Origin of the sequence: Trinickia sp. (assembly GCF_051953405.1) — a bacterium.
Taxonomy (GTDB): domain Bacteria; phylum Pseudomonadota; class Gammaproteobacteria; order Burkholderiales; family Burkholderiaceae; genus Trinickia.
In genome coordinates this window covers 18,612-38,109 of record NZ_JBQCIV010000075.1, presented here as the reverse complement: position 1 = coordinate 38,109, position 19,498 = coordinate 18,612, and the positions used below count along the sequence as shown (strand labels likewise).

The 19,498-nt window shown below is 61.6% G+C and carries 13 protein-coding genes; 6 read left to right on the top strand and 7 right to left on the bottom strand.

From position 1 onward, the window contains the following. Positions 1–626 precede the first annotated feature (626 nt). Complete coding sequence (locus ACTHN9_RS12840) at positions 627–5,075, bottom strand: response regulator (protein ID WP_440537145.1); 4,449 nt, start codon at positions 5,073–5,075, stop codon at positions 627–629. A gap of 1,268 nt (positions 5,076–6,343) precedes the next feature. Continuing rightward, positions 6,344–6,883 carry a hypothetical protein gene (locus tag ACTHN9_RS12835; RefSeq protein ID WP_440537144.1) on the bottom strand — a complete coding sequence of 180 codons (540 nt, stop codon included), beginning with the start codon at positions 6,881–6,883 and terminating at the stop codon, positions 6,344–6,346. A 310-nt stretch (positions 6,884–7,193) separates the two neighbouring features. Between ACTHN9_RS12835 and ACTHN9_RS12830 the strand changes: the two genes are divergently transcribed. Next, positions 7,194–7,880, top strand: coding sequence for a YceI family protein (locus ACTHN9_RS12830; RefSeq protein ID WP_440537143.1), 687 nt, complete (start codon positions 7,194–7,196; stop codon positions 7,878–7,880). A 94-nt stretch (positions 7,881–7,974) separates the two neighbouring features. Here ACTHN9_RS12830 and tdh read toward each other — a convergent pair whose 3' ends face one another. Together tdh and ACTHN9_RS12820 are read right to left on the bottom strand one after the other, a co-directional pair. Then, positions 7,975–9,003, bottom strand: coding sequence for an L-threonine 3-dehydrogenase (gene tdh, locus ACTHN9_RS12825; protein WP_440537142.1), 1,029 nt, complete (start codon positions 9,001–9,003; stop codon positions 7,975–7,977). Between the two features lie 11 nt (positions 9,004–9,014). After that, positions 9,015–10,214: a glycine C-acetyltransferase gene (locus ACTHN9_RS12820; RefSeq protein ID WP_440537141.1), complete on the bottom strand. Its 1,200-nt coding sequence runs from the start codon at positions 10,212–10,214 to the stop codon at positions 9,015–9,017. A gap of 157 nt (positions 10,215–10,371) precedes the next feature. On the opposite strand from ACTHN9_RS12820, the gene ACTHN9_RS12815 reads away from it, so the two are divergent. Continuing rightward, positions 10,372–10,986: a helix-turn-helix domain-containing protein gene (locus tag ACTHN9_RS12815; protein WP_440537140.1), complete on the top strand. Its 615-nt coding sequence runs from the start codon at positions 10,372–10,374 to the stop codon at positions 10,984–10,986. Positions 10,987–11,132: 146 nt separating this feature from the next. Continuing rightward, positions 11,133–11,513 carry a DUF2471 family protein gene (locus ACTHN9_RS12810; protein WP_440537139.1) on the top strand — a complete coding sequence of 127 codons (381 nt, stop codon included), beginning with the start codon at positions 11,133–11,135 and terminating at the stop codon, positions 11,511–11,513. Positions 11,514–11,595: 82 nt separating this feature from the next. On the opposite strand, the gene ACTHN9_RS12805 is transcribed toward ACTHN9_RS12810, so the two are convergent. Beyond that, complete coding sequence (locus ACTHN9_RS12805) at positions 11,596–12,810, bottom strand: DNA-binding protein (protein ID WP_440537138.1); 1,215 nt, start codon at positions 12,808–12,810, stop codon at positions 11,596–11,598. Between the two features lie 1,446 nt (positions 12,811–14,256). Here ACTHN9_RS12805 and ACTHN9_RS12800 point away from each other — a divergent pair. Then, positions 14,257–14,505: a hypothetical protein gene (locus ACTHN9_RS12800; RefSeq protein ID WP_440537137.1), complete on the top strand. Its 249-nt coding sequence runs from the start codon at positions 14,257–14,259 to the stop codon at positions 14,503–14,505. Between the two features lie 105 nt (positions 14,506–14,610). Next, positions 14,611–15,969 (top strand): replication initiation protein, encoded by a 1,359-nt coding sequence (locus tag ACTHN9_RS12795; RefSeq protein ID WP_440537136.1) that lies wholly within the window; start codon positions 14,611–14,613, stop codon positions 15,967–15,969. Positions 15,970–16,198: 229 nt separating this feature from the next. On the opposite strand, the gene ACTHN9_RS12790 is transcribed toward ACTHN9_RS12795, so the two are convergent. Next, the gene (locus ACTHN9_RS12790; protein WP_440537135.1) at positions 16,199–17,260 is read right to left on the bottom strand and encodes a ParB/RepB/Spo0J family partition protein; all 1,062 of its coding nucleotides are present in this window, start codon (positions 17,258–17,260) and stop codon (positions 16,199–16,201) included. Between the two features lie 24 nt (positions 17,261–17,284). Next, on the bottom strand, positions 17,285–17,947 hold the full coding sequence (gene parA, locus ACTHN9_RS12785) for a ParA family partition ATPase (protein WP_440537134.1): 663 nt from the start codon (positions 17,945–17,947) through the stop codon (positions 17,285–17,287). A 1,077-nt stretch (positions 17,948–19,024) separates the two neighbouring features. On the opposite strand from parA, the gene arsC reads away from it, so the two are divergent. Then, positions 19,025–19,384 carry an arsenate reductase (glutaredoxin) gene (gene arsC, locus ACTHN9_RS12780; protein WP_440537133.1) on the top strand — a complete coding sequence of 120 codons (360 nt, stop codon included), beginning with the start codon at positions 19,025–19,027 and terminating at the stop codon, positions 19,382–19,384. Positions 19,385–19,498: the final 114 nt, after the last annotated feature.

Here is a 19,498-nt window from a genome sequence, read left to right as displayed (position 1 = left end):
ATAGGTTGCAGCCGCCCGCAAGCGCGTGCCCTGAAGGCAGCGCAAGATGTCGTCAAGCGGTGTCGGCTTGAATTATCGATACAAAATCGGCAAAAAGCAAAACCGGCAAAAAGCCAGTGTACCTTTTCGCATGCACGGACCGTTCAACGCTGCCGATCGGCGCTTGCCGTCGCCGCAGTCCCGTCGCGGCAACGCTTTTGTCACACATATAGACGGCACCGGCCGAGCACTTCGAGAGTTTCGAGACGCCGAACCTGGCCGGCTCGGCGCACCCGCCGGCACGCCGTCGCTCGCATGCGCATCGTGGAACATTTTATCCGCGATTAACATGCGATCGCGGACATTCCGATATTCCGCTCATAATCGTTTTCACCGATGCATTGCATAATTTTTTCCATCATGTCCAGTTAAAGACGAAGCGATCCGGCCCGATCGACCGAAAAGCCGATCGACCACGTGATCCCGAAAATCCTCACCATTGAAAGCGCCGGCTCGCATAAGGTGAGCCTTTCCGGGAGATAAGGCTCTCGACGAACGACCGACACCTAGCTCCCGAATTTCCTCACCTTCGGCGACGATCGAGCAGTTGAGCACTTGGCCGCCGTCCGCGCTACGGCGGCCAAGCGTCAGATCGACGGCAAAGGTTTGGCGGATTTCGATGCGGCGGCCGCCCCCGCACGCTCCTCGATCAACGCACACGACGCGCCCGCCGCCAGGCGCGCCGCCATCGCAGCATTCATCGCTTCTTCGATCCGCTCCTTGTTGTATGGCTTGCGCAGCAGCATGGCACCCGCAAGCGCTTGATGATCGCTATCGTCGGGCAGTGCGTCGTAGCCGGTCGCGAAGATGACGCGCAGCCCCGGCTGCAGGGCCAATGCACGCATCGCCAGTTCGTCGCCCGAGAGGTCGGGCAACGAAATGTCGGTGACGATCACGTCGAAGGCGTGCTCGCTCAGCAGCCGCAAAGCGTCGGTCGCATCGCCGGCTTCGGTGACCGCGTGCCCGAGGTAGCCGAGCATATCGGCTGTCGTGAAGCGAACCATCGCGTCGTCGTCGACCAGCAGCACGCGCGCAGCCAGCCGAGAAGGCTCAGGCAGCACATCGTCGGGCTTCGGCGCCGGCAACGTCGGCACCGCCGGTGCCGCGCCGCGTGTCTGGGTGCGCAGCACATGGCGGATCTTGCGGGCCATCGCTTCGCGGGTGTAAGGCTTGCTCAGCAGATCCACCCCCTCGTCGAGCCGGCCGCCATGCACGATCGCATTGTCCGTATAGCCGGATGTAAAAAGCACGGCGATGTTGGGCAGCCGTTCGCGCGCTTTGCGCGCGAGCTCGGGACTGCCGAGCGGACCCGGCATCACGACGTCGGTGAACAGCAGATCGATCGGCACACCGCTCTCGACGATCGCCAACGCGCTTTGCGCATCCTTGGCACGCAGCACGCGATAGCCGAGTTCCGACAGCAGATCGACGACGGTGCCGCGAACGTCTTCATCGTCCTCGACCACCAGCACCGTTTCGCTGCCGCCGGTAATCGCCCCGGCCTCGATGTCGGTCTCGACGTCTTCCGGTTGCCGCGCGCGCGGCAAATAAATGCGCACCGTTGTGCCGTGTCCGACTTCGCTGTAGATCTTGATATGCCCGCCCGATTGCTTCACGAAGCCGTACACCATGCTCAAGCCGAGTCCTGTCCCCTGCCCCTCGGGTTTGGTCGTGTAAAACGGCTCGAAGACGCGCTCGAGCAGCTCGGCGGGAATCCCGCATCCCGTATCGGTCACGGCCACCATCACGTATTGCCCCGCCGCCACATCGCCGTGACGTGCGACGTAGGTGTCGTCGAGAAAAGCGTTGCCCGCTTCGATCGTGAGCTTGCCTTGCCCTTGCATCGCATCGCGCGCGTTGATCGCCAAGTTCAACAGCGCGTTCTCGACCTGAACGGTATCGACGAACGTATTCCAAAGACCGCCGGAGATCACCGTCTCGATCTCGACGCTTTCGCCCAACGAACGCCGCAGCATATCGTCGATACCGCGGATCAGCCGCCCCAGATTGACGGTCTTCGGAGATAGCGGTTGTCTGCGGCCGAACGCAAGCAGTTGCGAGGCCAAACGCGATCCGCGCGAGGTCGCCGCGATCGCCGTTTGCAGACGCTGCTCCGCGCGTAAATTGCCAGCGACGTCGCGACTCAACAATTGAAGATTGCCGGCGATCACTTGCAACACGTTGTTGAAATCGTGCGCCACACCGCCCGTTAGCTTGCCGATCGCTTCCATCTTCTGCGCCTGCCTCAACTGCGCCTCGGTATGCACGCGCTCGGCAATCGCGCCGGCTACGCGCCGTTCGAGCACGACGTTCGCCTCCTGCAAAATGCGTTCGGCTTCCTTACGATGCGTGATATCGATGATCGAGCCGATATAGCCGAGAAACGTGCCGTCGTCGCTGAAGCGCGGTGCGGCCGCGCTCAGCGCCCATCGATAAACGCCGTCCGCGCGGCGCACGCGGCACTCGGCGCTGAATGCCTGCCCGTTCCTGTTAGCGGCCGCGAAGGACGCCTCGTAGGGATCGCGATCATCGGGATGCAGCGCTTGCCATGCGCCCGCGCCCAGCGCTTCATCGAGCGATTGCCCGGTGAACTCGCACCACAGACGATTCAGATACGAGAGCGAGCCGGTGGGATCGCTAACCCACATCATCACGGGCGCGTGGTTCGCCATGTTTCGAAAGCGCGCTTCGCTTTCGAGCAATTCGCGCGTGGCGTCTCGCCGCAAACGCGCCATCTCCAGATTCGCGTTCACGCGCGCCATGAGTTCGCGGGCCGAGAACGGCTTCGTCAAGTAATCGTCCGCACCCGATTCGAGCCCTTCGACCCGAGCCTCTTCACCGGCGCGCGCCGAAAGCATGACAAAGGGCAAATGGCGCAATTGCGCATCGCCGCGAATCGCTCGCAACAAACCGAATCCATCGAGCCCGGGCATCATTACGTCGCTTAGGATCAGGTCAGGCTTGTTTCGCCGAATCGCCTCCAATGCCGCGCAGCCGTCCTGTGCCGTCTCCACCTCCCAGCGCGTTCCGAGCAAGCGGCCGACGTAATCGCGCATATCGGCGTTGTCGTCGACAATCAGCACGCGGGCGCCCATCGTTCCTCGGCCGAACGACCACTCCGAGATTTCGTCGCCGCGCTCGGCCGGCGCGTCGCCGTCGGCATCGGCATCGGCATCGGCGCTGGATGCATCGCCGTGCGGCAGCCAGCGCAGCGCTTCCTCGACATAGGCGTCGGCACGAGCGGATCGTAGTGGCGGCGTGCGCGTAGGGCCGACATGTTCGGCCGGCAAATGCGAGCAGCCGAGCGGCAGCCGCAACGTGAAGCGCGTGCCCCCGCCCACCGTGCTCGCCACCGAAATCGTGCCGCCGTGCAGCTTGACGAGTTCTTGAACGAGTGCAAGCCCGATGCCGGACCCTTCGAACGAGCGGCTACGCTGGCCCTCCACGCGATGAAATCGCTCGAAAAGCCGCGGCAGTTCATGCGGCGGAACGCCCACGCCGGTATCGCGCACGATCACCTCGGCAGCGGTGCCGTCCGCGGATAAACGCGTCGCTACGCCGATCTCTCCTTCGAACGTGAACTTGAATGCGTTCGACAGCAAGTTCAGAACGATCTTCTCCCACATGTCCCGATCGACATAAACCGGCTGCGGCAAAGGCTCGCAGTCGATCGTCAATGCGAGGCCCGCACGGTCGGTGGCGGATTCGAAATTCGATGCGAGTTCGGCCGTCAGTTTCGCCAGATCGGTCGGCTCGAACGTCGCAACGACGCGCCCCGCCTCGATCCGCGAAAAATCGAGCAGCGAATTCACGAGCTTGAGCAGACGCAAGCCGTTGCGGTGCGCCGTGGCTAGGCGCTGCCGTTGCGACGGCGGCAACGCCGTCGCCGTATCCGCCAGCGCGTCTTCGATCGGCCCGAGCATCAGCGTGAGCGGCGTACGAAACTCGTGACTGACGTTGGAGAAGAAGGCCGTTTTTGCGCGGTCGATTTCCGCCAGCGCCTCGGCACGGCGACGCTCTTCGTCATAAGACTGCGCGTGCGCCACCGCGGCGCCGATCTGGCCGGCAACGAGGCTCAAGAAGCCGCGGTAGTGTTCGTCGAACAAGCGAAACGGGTTCAAGCCGACGATCAGCGCGCCCGCGCGCCCCGACTCCGCCGAAGGCACGATCGGCATCACGACCGCCTGTCTCGGCATCTCGTGCCACGGCCCCGTGGGTAAGGCAGCGGCGATGCGCTCTCGAAGATTGTCCACGACAATCGGTCGATGGCTACGTAGCGCCTCCTGCACCGGCCACCGTTCGAGTTCATCTGCCGCAATGCTAGTTGGCGCCACCTCGTGCCCGGCGTCGATACCCGACGCGCCGACGAGCGTCACGTCGTCGGTCCCGGGCTCGGCTAGATAGAGCATCGCAAACGGCAGGTCGCGGGCGTTTCGGGCGAGCGCGCGGACGCTGCATTCGCTCGCTTCTTGCCACGTGCGCGCATCGGCCGCTCCCGCCGCGAGTTCGCGCAGCAGCGCCAATTGCCGTTCGCCGAGCACGCGCCGCGTATCGTCCGTGTTCGCGCAGAGGATGCCTCCGACGCTACCGTCGTCGTTCGGAATCGGGCTATAAGAAAACGTGTAATACGTTTCCTCCGGGTAGCCGTTGCGCTCCATGATCAGCGGCTGGGCTTCCACATAGGTGGCTTCGCGGCCGCTCATGGCCAGCTCCAGCCTGCCGCCGATCTCGTCCCAAATCTCGTGCCAAACTTCAAAGGTCGGGCGCCCGAGCGCCCACGGATGCTTGCCGCCGATGATCGACTGATAGGCATCGTTGTAGAAATAGATCAGAGACGGCCCCCAACCGATCCACATCGGCTGTCGAGAATTAAGGATGATGCATAGGGCGACTTTCAGGTTCTGGGGCCAACCGTCGGGATCGCCAAGCGGCGTCGAACGCCAGTCGTAGCCGCGGATGAGCCTTCCCAGCTCGCCCCCACCGGATAGGAAACCTTTTTCGTCGTTGTTGGGCAACATGCTAGAGGCGTCGCTCATAGGGAGTCCCACAGCAAAGAGGTGCTCGATGCGCGCGAACTCCCAACAGCCGCTCGTCTGCTCGTCTGTTCTGCGCGTCGAGGGTAACCGGGAGTGGGGGAATCGCGCACGAGGAATTCGCCCGTGGCGCAACTCGCCATGCAGGCCGAGCGCCGGGCATTCGGACCGACCGCAATGGGGCGGGCCAACCAAGCGTCTTGCCGAATGCATCGGGCCCACCCGCTCCTGACGTTCGCTCGCCGAAACGGCGACACGAAGGCTCGATCGGGTGAATAAGCACGGCGCATGCCATGCGGGTATCGGGAACGGCGCGCGTGGTCGCCAGTTCGCTCCATTGCACCTGCGCCTCCAGGCCAATGGCGCGATCGGCCGCGGCCTGGCGTCGACTCCAAGGGATAGGGGCGATCCGATTCGCCGTGCCTATCCCGAGGGGAAGGGACGGGAGAACCGTTTCTTTTTTTCACAGGGCGTGAAGCAACGACAACGGTCGCTCCATCGAGGAGAACGAAAAGGAAAACGTAGCAGTAGCCGTTGCGCGATCGATATGATCGAACGGGCGCGCGCGCGTTGCGGCCAACGCATGGCCGAAACCGTCGAAAGCCCGCTCCCGAAAAGGCTCACCTCAAGCGCGCCCGTGATGCGACCGCAGCGTTTGCATCCCCCATCGGCCACCGAGACGCGAGCCCTTTAACGACGGCACGTATCCGCAGTCGTCGCCGCTAATACAACTTGCGCCGTCGCTCTCGAGACGCTAAAGATGCGATGTTTTCATGCCCCCGAAAACGCTCACCTTTGTCGGTGAAACCGCGTTCGGCGGACTGAACGTTCGCACGCCTGCCTATCAATAGCCGAACATCGACGCACTTCATCGTGGAACGGACTCCGGTTCGAAACCCCACCCTTCAGGGCGGTGAGCCGGGACTCCGGCCTGAAGGCCGGCTGTAGTGTGTGGTTCGAGCTCTCCCGGAAAAGCTCACCTAGCTCGGTCGCGCGGAACAGGCCGATCGATACGCCGGACCAAGCTCGAGCGGCCATTTCGCGATGCGTGCGACCGAAGCCAAGCGTTCGGCCTTCTCCCGTAAACGCTCACCATCCGACGGCCCTCCCCTCTGTGCTGCGATCTTGTACGCAGGCAATGGTGAGTATCTACGGGACTCGCCTCGGCTCACCCTCCGAAGGTGGCCGGTGATCCGGGACCGAACGATACGTCGCGCGACGCGCCGCCTAGCCGATGTTCAACTGTGAGCTTCTTCGGGAGCCGGCGCGCGTCAGAACCCGACCTTCAATTGGAAGCCGATCGTGAACGGCAGGTTATCCGACGGAATGGGCGGCACCAGAATGAAGTTCATCCCGACGCGCTTATACGTGACCATGACGATCGGCGCTGCGACGGGTCCGATCGAATGATCGTGGCCGAACCCGTAGCGCCCGTAGTTGTAGCCCGAGATCAGTCCGCCCATGACGGCCAAGCGCACAAAGCCCCAATGCGCGAACTCGGGCGCCCAGACGCCGCCGCCGTACCACGACGGATGCGAAAGCGAATTGCGGAATCCGCCCGCCGTGACGGCCCACTGACCGTTAAGCCAGCATTCGACGCCGAGCCCCGGGTTCACGTCTTCGAACGATTTCTTCGGTTTGATGTGATGCGAGGCGAGCATGGCATCGACCCAGACACCACCGCCGCACCAATCGGCCGCTTGCGCGCGAGTCGATCCGAACGCGACGACCGCCGTGCCGACCACGACAGTCAAAGCAGCCTTCACGGCCCGCGCGCCGATCGTACGCGCCGCCGCCATCCTGAAATGCATGTCCGCTCCGTATGCCGGACGCCGCCGGCTTGGGTAGTTGTTCTTCGTCCGGCGCATGTGGCTTCGCGCCGTTCGTCGCGCACTCTACTACAGCAACATGCGTGCGTGATGAATAGAGAGACGATTCGAGTCGACACGATGCACGACAAACGTTGCGTCCGATGCGAGGCGACGCCGCGTTGCGATCATAATGCTTTATCGACCGGCGAAGCACCGATAGGCTATCGGCCGATCGGTGAGCATTTACGGGACTCGGCGAGCGCGTCCTTCCCCTCGGAACGGTGAGTGTCACTTGGATGAAACAAGCGCAATGAAAACGAAGACGAAGCGTCGGATGACGCCCTGTGCGGCAGTACGCGCGGTGCTGACCGCCGCGGCCTTTGCCTCGGCGGCGCTATCGATACCGGCCTGTACGCCGCTGCGCGTCGTATCGCATACGGTATCCGCCGACGAGGCGAACGTGCCCGCGGGCACATACAAGCTCGATGCCGATCATTGGAGCATTACGTTCGATGTCGAGCACTTGAAGTACTCGCGCTTCGCGATGCGTTTCGACCGTGCGCAAGGCGCGCTCGATTGGAAGCCGGGGGGACTCGACGCCAGCACAGTCGACGTGACGATCGATGCGGGTAGTGTCGATACGAAAGTGCCGTTGCTGGACAAGATGGTGAAGGGCCCCGACATGTTCGACGCCGCCACGTACCCGACGATTCGTTTCGTCGGCAGGCACTTCGTTCGAACGGGGCCTGCGCAGGGCAAGCTGGAAGGCGACTTGACGATCCGCGCGGTGACGCGTCCGGTGACGCTCGACGTCACCTTCAACGGCTACGGGCGCAACCCGCTGACGAAGGCCGGCACGCTCGGATTTTCGGCGCAAGGCGCGTTCAGCCGCGCCCAGTTCGGATTAGCGACGTGGTATCCCGCGGTCGGCGACGACGTGCATGTGCGTATCGAGGCCGAATTCGAGCAGGCGGCAGCGCCGACGGCGAACGACTAGGCTCGGCCCGCAGCCGGATTGCTTAGGAGAACGAAACGGCGCCCGTTGCGATGCGGGCGCCGCGGAGGAAGCGCGAATCGGAGCAGCGGTCCGTCTAAGCCGTCCAGTCCAAAATGACTTTTCCGCTTTCGCCCGAGAGCATCGTGGCGAAGGCTTTCTCGTAATCGTCGACGGCGAAATGGTGCGTGAGAATCGGCGAGAGGTCGAGGCCGCTTTGCAGCATCGCGACCATCTTGTACCAAGTCTCGAACATCTCGCGCCCGTAAATGCCTTTGATTTCCAGCCCTTTGAAGATCACTTGATTCCAGTCGATCGCGGTTTGTGCCGGCGGAATCCCCAGCAGCGCGATCTTGCCGCCGTGGTTCATCGCTTCGAGCATGCCCGTAAACGCGCTGGGCACCCCCGACATTTCGAGGCCGACGTCGAAGCCTTCGGTCATATGCAGCTCGGCCATGACATCGCGCAGCGACTCCTTCGCGATGTTGACCGCTCGCGTTGCGCCCATCTTCCGCGCAAGCCCGAGGCGATACTCGTTGACGTCGGTGATTACGACGTTGCGCGCACCGACGTGCCGGGCGATCGCGACCGCCATGATGCCAATGGGTCCCGCACCGGTGATCAGCACGTCCTCGCCCACCAAGTTGAACGATAGCGCCGTATGCGTCGCGTTGCCGAACGGATCGAAGATCGCGGCGAGATCGTCGGAAATTTCATCGGGAATCTTGAACGCATTGAAGGCGGGAATCACGAGATATTCCGCGAATGCCCCCTCTCGATTCACGCCGACGCCGATCGTGTTGCGGCAAAGATGGCGCCGCCCCGCGCGGCAATTACGACAGAAGCCGCACGTGATGTGCCCTTCGCCCGACACCCGATCGCCGATGGCGAACCCCCGCACCTCCTGTCCCATCTCGACGATTTCGCCGACATACTCGTGCCCCACGTGCATCGGGACGGGAATCGTCTTTTGTGCCCAGTCGTCCCACTTCCAGATATGGATGTCGGTGCCGCATATCGCCGTGCGCTTGATGCGGATCATGACGTCGTTGTGACCGACTTCGGGTTTGTCCGCTTGCGTCAGCGTGAGCCCGGGAGCGCGTTCGAGTTTAGCCAGTACCTTCATTTGCGGGCTCCTTACACGATACCGAGGGAACGGCCAACGCGCGTGAAGGCGTCGACGGCGCGATCGATCTGCTGCGGCGTATGCGCGGCGCTCATCTGCGTACGGATGCGGGCGCGGCCCTTCGGTACGACGGGATACGAGAAACCGATGACGTACACGCCTTCCTTAAGCAGCGCATCGGCCATTCGAGAAGCCACCGAGGCATCGCCGAGCATGACGGGGATGATCGGGTGCTGGCCCGGCACGAGGTCGAAGCCGGCCGCGCTCATCGCCTCCCGAAAGTGCTCACCGTTGGCGCGCACGCGCTGGCGCAGTCGGGCGCCTTCGTCGCTGGCGAGCAATTCGAGCACCTTGAGCGAAGCGGCCGCGATGCTCGGCGTCAACGTGTTCGAAAACAAGTACGGCCGGGACCGTTGCCGCAACAGTTCGATCACCTCTTTGCGCGCCGCGACGTAGCCACCCGACGCGCCGCCGAGCGCCTTCCCGAGCGTGCCCGTGATGATGTCGACGCGCCCTTGCACACCGCAGAACTCGGGCGTTCCGCGCCCCTGCTCGCCGATGAAACCGACGGCATGCGAATCGTCGACCATCACGATCGCGCCATATCGATCGGCCAAATCGCAGATACCGGCGAGGTTCGCGATGATGCCGTCCATCGAAAAGACGCCGTCCGTCGCAATCAGCTTGAAGCGGGCGCCGGCCGCATCGGCTTCGCGCAGCTTCGCTTCGAGATCGGCGAGGTCGTTGTTCTTATAGCGATAGCGTTTGGCCTTCGACAAGCGAACGCCGTCGATGATGCTAGCGTGATTGAGTTCGTCGCTGATGATCGCATCGTTCTCGCCGGTCAGCGTTTCGAACAAGCCCCCGTTCGCATCGAAGCAGCTCGAATACAAGATGCACTCTTCGGTCCCGAGGAAGGCGGACAACGCGCGTTCGAGTTGCTTATGCACCGTCTGCGTGCCGCAGATGAAGCGCACCGAAGCCATCCCGAAGCCGTCGTTGTCGAGTCCTTCTTTCGCCGCCGCGATCAAGCGGGCGTCGTTCGCGAGCCCCAGATAGTTGTTCGCGCAAAAATTAAGGACGTCCTCGCCGCTGGCGAGATGCACGTCGGCCGATTGCGGGCTTGCGATCACGCGTTCGGTTTTGTAGAAGCCGTCGGCTCGGATCTGATCGATCGTGCCGCGCAAGTGGGCGAGGAAGGTGTCGCGCATCGGTTCGCTCCTGTCAGGATGGGAGCCGCTCGCACCGGATGGCAGTGCGAGCGGCCGTCTATTGCTGTTATAGTCGGTTGTCCGGTTTTGCCGAACAATTCCAGTTTTCCGAACCAAAGTTCGATATAGCGAACGACTTTAAGCGATTCAAAACGAAATGGCAAGCTCCGCCGTTCGGCGCACCGCGCCTGTGTCCGCTCAAGCTACGCCGTCCGCGGCCTCGACGCCGCCCCGCGTGGGCGAGCAAATTCAGCGGCTGCGCATGGAGCGAAAATTGACGCTCGACGATCTCTCGCGCGCAGCCGGTGTCTCGAAATCGATGCTGTCGGAAATCGAGCGAGACAAGGCCAATCCGACCATCGCCGTGGCATGGCGGCTCACGAACGCGCTGGGCGTCAGCCTGGATCAATTGTTTGCCGCCCAACGTGCGCACGAAACCATCGCCGTGTCGGGGCCGCACGAAATTCCGACGCTCGACGGTCACGACGCGAAATATCAGTTGCGCGTCTGGGGGCCCATCGAACTGGCGGGCAAGTTCGAATGGTACGAACTGACGTTGCAGCCGGGCGGCGCACTGGTATCGAATGCGCACGAGCCCGGCACGCGCGAGCATCTCACGGTTCTAAACGGTTCCATCGAGATCGAAGCGGACGGGGAAGCGAAGCGCCTCAAGGTCGCGGACACCGCGCGCTATCAGGCCGACGTCCCGCACGCCATCCGCAACGCCGGGAAGTCCGAAGCCAAGGCGCTGCTCATCGTCATCCACGGGTAATGCTGGAAGGAAGGTGCGGCGCAGGCCAGCCGGGTAGCGAGCGGCCGGGTCTTACATGATCGGGGTGGGCGAGTCGCTGCTCTCGATTGGCCGTCCGGGCGAGATACTGTATATTTGCACAGTATCTCGATATTCGGAGAGCGGCTGTGAAAGAACAAGATCTTGCCGCGCTGCGCTTTCAGGCCGCGGCGCGCGACCTAGAACACATCGTCCGTCATATCGCCGCACGCTACGTCGTGCAAGGCGTCCCGCTCACGTGGCGGCTGTTGCACGCGATCGAAGCCGAAGCATTGGCGGACCTCGGGTTCGCCAGTCGGCACGAGCCGGACGTGCTCGATCTGTTCAAACGTCCAGAAGACATGACCTACCCCGAAACGGACGATCCCGCCACCTTCGGCAGGTCCAATGCATTGCCCGCGGCATTTGCCTTCGCCGTGGCCGCGTACGAGGACGCCCAACTCGAGCAACCGCGCGATGCGATCCGCCGCCAAGGCTCGGTACAACGGCCTTCGAGCGGGCAACGCTGAACCGAACGCTCCTGAAAATGCTCACCTAACGCCTCCCGGAAATTATCACCTTCGAGAGCCGAGTGCCGTGAGCCGCGGAAAATCAATGACTTAGATTGACGTTGTCGGTGCGTGCTGTCTCGGAAAACCGGGTCACCGCTTCGAACCGCGAGCGTTTGACCCCGGACGAGTGATCGCATTCGGGGCACAGCAGTTCGAAGCCGTCGTCCGCTCTCGCCAGCTCCGGCTCGCCTTCGGCGCATTTCGGGCAATGCGGGGGAATTTCCGCGAGGGCATCGACCGCTGTGCCGAGCACGACAAAATCCGCATCGGCCAGTCTGCCCGTTCGCGCCCAAGCACGTAAAAGCGCAGCCAATTCCGGCGAAAGCGTGCTCTGTTCGCGCACGGCCGCCAGTTCGCGCGTGAGCGCATTGATTTCGTCGGACTGCTCGCGTACCTGTGCCTCGAGGCGGTCGCCTCGTCCTTTAGCGGCGCTAAGCTGTTGAATAAAATCGAATTCCTTCCGGCTCGCATCGCGAATACCAGTCTGGTAGGTCGACGCCATGCTCCGCAGCGAGTCTAGTTCGACGAGCATCGGCTTCACGCGCCGTTCGGCTTCCGACACCGCATCCTTGATTTGTGCGGCGTAGTGTTCCGTGTTTTGACGCAGTTCCTGGTGGAGCGAATCGATGCGCTCGCGCAAGGCGGCGTTGGTCGCCCGTTCCGCGTCGATCTGCTGCTCGAGTCGCGTGCGTTCGCTTTCGAGTCTGGCCACCGCGGCTTGGAGTGCGTCTTCTTGACTCGTCCGTGTCGCGGCCGACGCACTGAGCTGGGCTTCGAGCGTTCGGACGCGTTCGAGCGCGGCGTCTGCGCGGGCCTCGCTGCGTTGTAACGCATCGTTTGCCGCGTCTCGACGAATCTGTGCCTCGCGCAAAGCGCCCTGTGCGTTTTCGAGTTCGTCGAAGATTGCCTTGCGCTCGCTCTCCAGGGTTTGCTGTGCTTGCGCAACGGCATGCTCGAACAAGGCCCCGAGCAATTCGCCCGCTTTTTCTTCGAGACTGTGGGGGATAGCGCCGCCTCCGATCCGAACGCGCGATGCGTCGCGGATCCGTTCCCAAAAGTGATCGATGTCCTTTGGGATGTCGCTCGCGCTTCCCGTTTGAGTGAGTTCGCGCACGGCAGCCGCGGAAGGTCGGATACCCAAGTCAAAAAACAAGCGCTTGCACGCATGCAACGAGAGTTCGCGCCGATGAACACCGCTGTCGCGCAGTACCTCGAGTTCTCTTTTGATGGCGTCGCGTTGTTCGTCGATCGTCATAGGGGCGTTTGAGGTGTTAGAAGTGTGTTGATAATAACGGATTACGTATCAAATGATACGTTTATCGGTTCTATCTTTGATGGGGCCTGCAATAGAGCGTCGATGCGCATCGAGCGCCTGCGTAGCTGTCGCTGGCCTGCCGCATATCGTGAAACAAAGCGAGGAATGTGGGCTAACCTCTTGTTTTTAAAAAATTAGTGGCCTCGGGTAGAGTTTTCATCGTTGTTTCACGGGACGGAACCGCTTTTAGTGTGCTGTATCTCAGGGAACACGCGGGGTGCGCCTAGAGAGTAATTGAAGTAAACACCCTTGAACCCTTGTTAAAAACGTTAACGCCTCGGCGAAGCCTTGACAGACAAGGCTTTCCGGCCGATAGGGTGAAGCTTTGCGGGAAGGATAGTGAGCTACCGCGGGATCGCTCCGTGATGGGGTTCGGGGGCGAGCGTGAGCGGGAACAGGAAAGATTGTGAGGGGATTCAGGAACGTGCGTAAACAGGCGTTCAACGGAGGGTGAGGTGTTTCGGGAGCGGATGCATCTGCAACGCCCGTCGCTCCTTGCGGACCATGCACCGGCGAATTTCTTGAAGGTGAGAGTTTGCGGGAGGTCGTAAAACGGCTCGTCGAGTCGTTAAAACACGCCCCAAAAAGGCGTGGGTGAGGCGTTTCGGGAAGAAACGCGCACGGCAGGTGAGCCTTTTCAGGAAAAAAATCGGCGTAGACGCCGGTTTGAGCCCTAAAGGTGAGCGTTCTCGGGAGCCGAGGCTACGGGATTTCGGATCAGGTAGGCCGCTGGGCGATGTCTGCTCGATACACGGGTGCCGCAAGGTGAGGTTTTTCGGGAAATCACAGTGACGTTCGTGGAGGTTCGAAATCAGGCGATTGCCACGCGACAGGTGAGTGCTTTCGGGAGTTGGATTGGACACTGAATCCTCGCCGCCAACGGAGTGAGTCTCCACTTTCGCTGAGCGCTAGACTTCATCGCATTGGTGAGCCTTGCGGAAACGACGTGACGATCGATGAGGTGAGCGTTTTCGGGAACGTCCGATTAAGGTCGGTTTGCTGGGCTCGCGGGCCAATGGTTCGTATAGGGTGAGTGTATCCGGGAGCAAGTTGTCGACCCGCGCGTGCGCGAAGCGGGAATGCTAAGTATCGGATCCGGTTGAAGAATTTTGCCCGGCTGTTGCTGAGGTGAGGTTTTGCGGGAGCATGGTCGTTCGAGATTCCGTCTACTCCATTTTTCTGTCGATGCGGTCGTTAGGTGAGCATTTTCGGGATCAGATCGGCTCGTAGACAGCATCGCGATCGCCGGAGCCCACGACAGTACTGCGTTCCCGCCTGTCAAAAGGTGAGCTTGTTCGGGACCTGCTTCACTCGCGCGCGCGGCACGTTTTACGTGGGCGGTTCGCGCAATGCACGTTCGGAACGAGGGTCCGCCAAGGGGGAATCATGGGTTGCCGGCTCGGCGATCGACTCGCCCGCGAAGGCCATATCGGCGCGCGTCTTGTCCAGAATTTCCCATTGAGTCGGTCGTCGCGAAATAGCGACAATGGCGACGGTGAGCCGATACGGGAACAAACCGACGTCTGTGCCGCCAGTGCATTGAGCGCGCTCGGCGAGCAATCGTCCGCCCTGCAATGGCGCCGTTCGCTCGCCAACAATGATCGGGGTGAGGTTTTTCGGGAGCCGACCAGGTGAGCCGTGATTGTTGACGCCATTTCACCGCAAAGGGTGAGAGGGCGGTTGTAGACGCCCATCACCGCACTCTGTATCCTGTCGGAAATTTTCCTTCCCGACCGACGCATGGCAACGAAGCGCGCGAAGAAAACCGATGTGGTGAGTCCCAGCTCCGCTGAATTGCGAAAGGCAGTCGAAGCGATCGCTATTCAGCCGAAGAGCGGCAAGATCACGCTCCTCACACGGAAGCTGTTCAACGTGCTGCTGGCCGTTGCGCAGCAGGCCGACGAGTCGGGCGATACCTATCGCGCGCTGTTGTCGGACATCGTCGCGAATTCCGCTTTCGACTCCAACGACACGGCGTTGGTCAAAGAGCACTTGCGGCGGATGGTGTCCGTGCAGGTGGAGTGGAGTCAGGGAACGTCGAGCCAGAAGCCCGGCCGCAAGTGGGGCATCTCGACCCTGATCGCGGATGCCGAAATCCTCGAAGATCCCTCCACGCGCCGCGTGTGGGTCGAATTCTCGTTCGCGCCGAAGATCAAGAAGAAGCTCCTGGATCCGGTTCAATACGCGCGCTTGAGCTTGCAGTTCCAGAGCCAATTGCGTAGCAGTGCCGGCCTGGCGCTGTACGAGATCTGCGTGCGATACCTCACCAACCCCAGCCATTTGACAATGCGCGAGTCATGGGCTTGGTGGCGTCCGATTTTGTCGGGCACCCCGGATACGGAAGCCGGCGACGAAGCCAAACGGGAGTACAAGTACTTTAAGCGGGACTATCTGCGTCCGGCCATCGCGGAAGTCAATGCGGTCACGAATATCTTCGTGGAACTGATCGAGCACCGGGAAGGCCGCCGAGTGGCAGAGATCCAGTTCCGCGTCACCGAGCGCAAGCAGCCGATGCTCGCGCTCGACGAACATCCGAACGTCTTCGACAGTACGCTGATCGACCGCATGGTGAAGATCGGCATTCCGTTGAAGGAAGCGCAAACGCTGTACGCGGACAGTGAGGAAAATCGGATCCGGGCCGCGTTGCAGATGACCGAACAGCGTATGCGCAGCACCTCGCTGCCGCCTGTCCGCAGCGCGCCGGCGTTGTTCAAGGACGCCCTGAAGAAGGGCTATGCTCCGCCCGTCGATCTGATCGATCAGCCCGCTGGTGCGGCCGGCAAGGCGCTAGCGGCGGCTGTGCCCGCCGATCAATTGAAGGCGCGTCTGCTCGACGAATACGCTGCGTATCGTCGCAAAGAAGCGCGCGTGCTGTATGAAGAGCAAGGTGAGTCGGAACAGGAGGTTGCTCGGCAGTCGTTCGAGGACGATATGCTTCCGCAACTCGGCGCCCATCTGCGGGACGATTGGCGTCGCCGCGGTCTGAGTTCCAAACTGGGCGAGACCGCATTTTTCGACTGGCTCGCGCGCAAGACTTGGGGCGAACCGACCGACGGCGACTTATTGGCGTTCACGTTGAGCCAGTCACGGGCAGCTTGAGCGGCGTGGCCGGCGGTCGTTGCCGACCCGGCAGCGGGCTCGATGCCGCGGTTGCCGGCATCCCCCGATAGCACTTACGTTTGTCGTGGGGCCGTCTTGTCCGGCTCGCCGCACGCAGGCTATCGGGTAGGTGGGGTAGCGGTGGCTGTGCAGGCGCCGCTACCGCGCTTTTTGCGCCCGTCTGCGTGCAGCCGCCGTGTCGGGGCTGCCTCGGTACTTTTACGTTCGTTCAGCTCTTCTGCAGCATCTGTTCGATTTGCCTCAAGATGTCGTCGCGCTTATCGCGAGACAGTCCGCGCAAGCGCAGTTCGAGGCGGTCGTCGCCGTACGATTTCAGATCCCCCACCGCCACACCGTCGAGTTTGATCTCCATACGCTGGGCGTAACGTTGGCGCGTGGCTGGCTTGACGTCCTCCTGAGGATTCACGCGACCTTTGACGATGTCCGACACTTGCCGGGTGCTGAGATCGTCCGAAACGATACGGTTGATGAGCCGTAACGTGGAATCGACTCCGCGAGCGGAGTGGTAGCGGCCCACTTGGTACGCCATATTCGAGCCGAAGCGATCGGGACGCGCGACCATCTCCTGCATGATCGACTCGGGGAGCTTCGAGAGCGACAGCGCGACAGCAACAGTCGATTCGTCCAGGCCGAGGTGTTCGGCGAGTTCCTTTTGACTTTGGAAGTGCTTCTCGTCGAGAAACCGGCGCCAGACGACTGCATTGTCGAAAACGGTTTGCGAGTCGCGCTGTACGTTGAGGTCGTAACCGAGCTTGTAGCTTTCGATCCCGATCGGCAAGTCGACGACAACGGCTTTGACGGTGTCTTTGTTCGCTTCCTTGAGGGCGCGGACGCGGCGCCCGCCGTCGCTGACGAAGTACATGCCGTCATTCGAGTAATCGGGAATGACGTGGATCGCCTGCTGTTGCCCCTGCTTCGCGAGATTGACCGCCAACTCCGCGATCGATGTTTTCAGATAGAAGTGCCGGGGGTTGAACGGGCTCGGCTTGATTGCTTTGAGATCGAGTTCGATGACTTGACCGGGCTGATAGGCGTTCGCGACGCGCCAGGCGCGATATTGAGCCGACTCGTTAGTGTTGACGGCTTCAACGGGCGACGGGACAGCATGAAGTACCGGTTCGGGCCGCACGGCGGCCGGTTTCACCGGAGACGGCGTATCGTTTTTGACGAGATCGTCGATCGCATTGAGCCGGTCTAATGCCGTACGCTTTTCGCTGCTCGTGGTATCGGGGCGCGCTTGGAAGCCTTTGGCCAACTTGGAGGGTTTCATTGAGGGTCCTTTATGCGCATAAAGTCAGGGGAGCAGGGCCGCGATCTCGTCCGCGCATGCGCGGATCTCTGCTGCAGCGAGCTTGGCGCCGCGGTCGCTCATTTGCAATACGGTTTGCCCGAGTGCCATCGCCTGCTTGTAGGCTTCTCGAGTGGGAATCTGGGTCTTCAGCAGCGGGAATCCGAGGTCTTCGAGCGCGCGCTTGAGTTCACGCGTCAGCATCCGCTTCTCCTCGGTCTTATTGAGCAGAAACACGGCACGCAGGTCTTCGTTCATGACTTGCGCCTGCTGAACCAACTTGACCAAACCGACGCTCGACCAATAATCCGCCGGCGACGATGAGGTCGGAATGACTGCAATGGATGCTGCCAACAATACGACGCCCGAGACCTTCTCTGTGATGGACGGGGGACAGTCGACCACGATTACGTCGTAATCGCCGATGAACTTCTTGATCTCTCGATGGATCTGGCCACCGGCCTCGGACAAGTTGACGACGGGAAATGGGATACCTGTATCGCCATCGGCCGAAGCGCTCGCCCAGTGGACCAAGGTATTTTGGCCATCGGCATCGACAACCAGAACGCGCTTACCTTTCTCATGGAAAGCCGCGCCGAGATGCATAGCGATCGTACTTTTCCCTACCCCGCCCTTCTGTTGAGTTACCGCGACGATTTCGGCTGCCAATTTTTTCGCTCCTTAACAGATTGCCGAATTCTACCTTGTCGAATTTTATTTTCAATAAATTCGTCGCGGGATCACCACGGATTAGCCATTTGGATAGCGGTTTATGCGCATAAAGGCACGCGGCGCTGGAATGACCGCTGCCGCGGATGTCGTGATGTCGTGATGTCGTGATGTCGTGATGTCGTGATGTCGTGATGTCGTGATGTCGTGATGTCGTGATGTCGTGATGGTGTGATGGTGTGATGGTGTGATGGTGTGATGGTGTGATGGTGTGATGGTGTCGCTCGTCGTGCAGGAGACGCCGCCAACGTGTGTGATATGTAGCCACCCGAATCTCCCAACGCCGTACTTGCGCGGCTGCGCACGGACAAACGCGATACGAGAGGTTTTGCCTGCAGCTAGCGTGCGCGGCGATGCTTGGTAGCGTTGCTTCGTATTGGCCAGATGTCACATGACGCAAACCGGTCGGTTCGATGGCCTACCCGCGGCTGGTAGGACCGTGACCGCGGATCGGCACCCTCGTGAGACTAGCCACGTTTCGAAGCCCTTCAGCGGAGTGCGACCAAGCTCCGCCTCGACGCGGTACACGAGGCACGCAGGGTTCAGTTGCTCGGGCGATCGCCGGAAAGCGTGGCCCTGTGCCCGTCGCCCGGCTAACAGCCCAGCTTTATGCGCATAAACTTTGTGCGATCGCCGGAGCGCCCAGCCTGTGCGCGTCGTTCGGCCTACACCCGCCTGTCTTACTGCTTGCCTGCCGCCTTCCCGCCTGGCCTGGCCAGCGCCAGCGCCAGCGTGCTGCGTGCTGCGTGCTGCTTTATGCGCATAAACTTCGCGTGAGCGTCGCTGACGGCTAGCGGCCAGCGCGGACACCGAACGCGCGAAACCGCCTGACCGGTAGGAATGGGCGTCGCTGTGCGTAAGCCGAGAGGCGCCACCTAGGCCCCGAGCGAAGGCCCCCCGCATCGAGCAACCGTTCGGCTCCAATCTTAAACATCGAGCATATGGATCCGGGCGTGTTCTCGGTTCCGGGCTCGAACCCGTAAAATGGCACTCCCCCAAGCAACCGACGTCGCAATCATGATCACCATCTATCACAACCCTCGCTGCTCCAAGTCGCGCGGTGCATGCGACCTAATCAACGATCGGCTTAAGCAATCCGGCGAGCCAGTCGAAATTGTGGAATACCTTAAAGAGCCGCCCACGCTAGACGACCTCAAAGCGCTCCACCAAATGCTCGGCGGCTCCGTCAGAGACATGATTCGTGACAGCGAGACGCCGTACAAGGAATTGGGACTCGCCGATCCGAAGATGGGCGACGAGCAATTGCTGGAAGCGATAGTCGCCCATCCGGTTTTGTTGCAGCGTCCGATCGTGGTGCGCAACGGAAAGGCGGTAATTGGACGTCCGCCCGAAAACGTCGAAGCTTTGTTTGCCTAATTCCATCGGTTCAGCGACGCGGAACCCGCCGATGTCCGCCGATTCACATTGATCCGATGCGCCGGTTCGCGCATCGGACCGAGCGTTTCAGCTCCCCAAAAGGCTTCGCCCCGC